This is a genomic window from Halovivax sp. (assembly GCA_007119345.1).
In the GTDB taxonomy this organism is placed as follows: Archaea; Halobacteriota; Halobacteria; order Halobacteriales; family Natrialbaceae; genus Halovivax.
Map to the genome: position 1 here is coordinate 1 of SKPV01000156.1, position 2,727 is coordinate 2,727.

The following is a 2,727-nucleotide window of genomic DNA, read 5'->3' on the forward strand; positions in this document are numbered from 1 at the left end:
GGCGGCCGCGGCGTAGGCGAGGTGGCTCACGAGGTCGTGGGCGGGGGTGAGGTGGGGCCGCTCGAGGTCGATCACGGCCAGGTCGGCGGGCGCGCCCGGCTCGATCCGCCCGCCGGGCAAGCCGAGCGCCTCGGCGCTCCCGCGAGTCGCCATCTCCACGACGGCCTCGGCGGGGACGGCCGCCGCGTCGCCGGTCGCGAGCTTGCCCACCATGGCGGCGTCGCGCATCTCGTCCAGCATCGAGAGGTCGTTGTTCGAGGCGGCGCCGTCGGTGCCGAGGCCGACCGTGACGCCGGCGTCGAGCAGCCGCTGGACCGGCGCCATCCCGCTCGCGAGCTTCATGTTCGAGGCCGGACAGTGGGCCACGCTCGCGCCGGTTTCGGCGAGGAGCTCGATCTCGCGTTCGTCCAGGTGGACGCCGTGGGCGAGGAAGTCCTCGGCCTCCAGCACCCCCAGCTCGCGGGCGTACTCGAGCGGCCGCACCCCGCGGTCCTCGACGATCGGCGTCACCTCGTCTTCGGTCTCGTTCGCGTGGATGTGAATCGGCAGGCCCGCCTCGCGGGCCCTCGGGACGAACTCCTCGTAGAGCTCGGGGTCGACGGTGGTCAGCGAGTGGGGCATGAACGCCGCCCGAACCCGGCCGTCCGCGGCGCCGTCGAGGTCGCGGGCGATCGCCAGCCCCTCCTCGGCGTCCTCGCGGGCCGCCTCGAGGTCCTTCCCGGCGGAGATGACGCCGTGGCCCAACAGCGCTCGGACGCCCGACTTCTCGACCGCCGCCGCCACCCGGTCCATCTCGAAGTACATGTCCGCGAAGGCGGTCGTTCCCCCCGCGATCATCTCCAGGATCCCGAGCTCCGCCCCCGCCTCGACCGCCTCCGGCGTGAGCGCCGCCTCGACCGGCCAGATGTCCTCTCGCAACCAGGCGTCGAGGCGCTTGTCGTCGGCGTACCCTCGCAGGAGCGTCATCGAGACGTGGCAGTGGCCGTTGACGAACCCGGGCGTCACCAGCGAGTCCGACGCGTCGAGGGTCGCCTCGGCGTCGCCGGCGAGATCCGGGCCGACCTCGCGGATCTCCCCCGTCTCGCGGTCGACGAGGACGTCTGCGCGCTCGACGGTCAGGTCCGGACCCAGTACTCGGCCGTCGGTGATTGCGAGCGTGGTCATGCCCGGAGGATTCGCCCCCGTTCGCCTTATAGCGTGGCGATCCGCTCCGGCCGTGTGGGGCCGTCGAACGCCGATCAGGTGGAATTCGTCGAACGTCGATCAGGTGGCGGTCGTCGAACGTCGATCAGTCGGGACCGTCGAACGCCGATCAGGTGGAGGTCGTCGAACGTCGATCAGTCGGGACCGTCGAACGCCGATATCCCGAGGACCGCCGCCCCGCTCGGCGGAGCGCCGCGGCGACCGCGTCGTCGCTGCGGAACGACGAGGCTTTACCACCCGTACCACCTAACGGCCGCCATGGACGAGCGATCGCGCGAGGACGGTCGGTCGGGGTCGACCGACTCCGGGGACCCGCCCGCGGACCGCCCCGTCCGCCGGTCGCCCCGGGTGCCGGACGTGAGGGGCGATGGGTCTTCCGGGGCGGGGAACGGCGACGGGCGGCGCGGCGACCCCGTGGACGGACGTCGCGGCGACCCCGGCGAGGAGGGCGACCGGACGGCGACGCGCCCCGGGACTGCGGAACCGAACCGACCGACGGCCGACGAGGGGGAGGCGTCCGAAGCCCGGGACGATCGGATTCCGATCGACCCGTCGCTGGATCTCGACGTCGACGCGCCCGACCGCGTCGGGGACGAACCGCCGGAGCGAGACCCGCCGCCGTCAGCGCCCGGGTTCGACGCCGATCCCGATCCCGAGACCGTTCGCCGCTGGGCGGCCCTGCTGAGCGCGCTCGGGGTCGTGTCGTTCCTGACGGCGCTCCTCGTGCAGTTCCAGGGGGAGCTGCCGGCGGCCCTCGGGGCGGCCGGGCTCGGCGTCGTCTTCCTCGCCACCGGGCTGTTCGGCCTGCGCGAGCGCCCCGAACTCCTCCAGCTGCTCGCCGACGGCTGGGCCGAGCACCGCCGCTACGTCGGCTTCACGGTGGCGCTGTTCGCGTTCGGCGCCGCCGTCGGCCTCGCGATCGGCGCGGCCGGATACGACGTCCTCGAGTTGATCGCGGAGGCCCTCGGGGAGCATCCCTTCGAGGGCATCGAGGAGGAGGACCTGACGGCCGAGTGGTTCCTCCGGAACAACTCGGTGCCGTTCCTCATGGCCATCGCCGGAGCGATCACGCTCGGCATCCTGACGGCGTACATCCTCGTCTTCAACGGGATCATCGTCGGGAACGTCGCCTGGGTCGTCGGCGGCGTCGTCGGGGCGGATTTCATCGTCGTCGGCCTCGCGCCCCACGGAATCTTCGAGCTGACCGCGCTCTTCATCGCCGCGGGCGTCGGCTTCCGGCTCCTCCACCGGTTCGGTCAGCGGGTGCTCGGTCGCCGGGAGTCGTTCGCCACGAAGCCCTACCTCGTCCGAACCGCGCTGCTGGTCGTCTTCGCCTGGCTCCTGCTCGCGCTCGCGGCGTTCGTCGAGGCCCACGTCACCGGAATCTTTCTGGACGCGCTCTTCGCCGACCGGATCGACGAGCGCGCCGACGCCCTGAACGAGACGGCGTCGGCGGTCGTCGCGGCGCTGTTTTGAGTTCGCCCCGGCGTCGGCGGTCGTCGCGGCGCTGTTTTGAGTTCGCCC

At 72.6% G+C, this 2,727-nt stretch carries 2 protein-coding genes; one reads left to right on the forward strand and one right to left on the reverse strand.

What is annotated here, in order from left to right:
- Positions 1-1,164: amidohydrolase (locus QZT59_RS10610; protein ID WP_290815582.1), on the reverse strand; the 1,164-nt coding region annotated here is incomplete at its 3' end.
- A gap of 297 nt (positions 1,165-1,461) precedes the next feature.
- On the opposite strand from QZT59_RS10610, the gene QZT59_RS10615 reads away from it, so the two are divergent.
- On the forward strand, positions 1,462-2,679 hold the full coding sequence (locus QZT59_RS10615; RefSeq protein WP_290815585.1) for a stage II sporulation protein M: 1,218 nt from the start codon (positions 1,462-1,464) through the stop codon (positions 2,677-2,679).
- Positions 2,680-2,727: the final 48 nt, after the last annotated feature.

Coding starts and splice junctions, on each gene's coding strand:
- QZT59_RS10615 (WP_290815585.1), top strand. CDS start 1,462: ATGGACGAGCGATCGCGCGAGGACGGTCGGTCGGGGTCGACCGACTCC.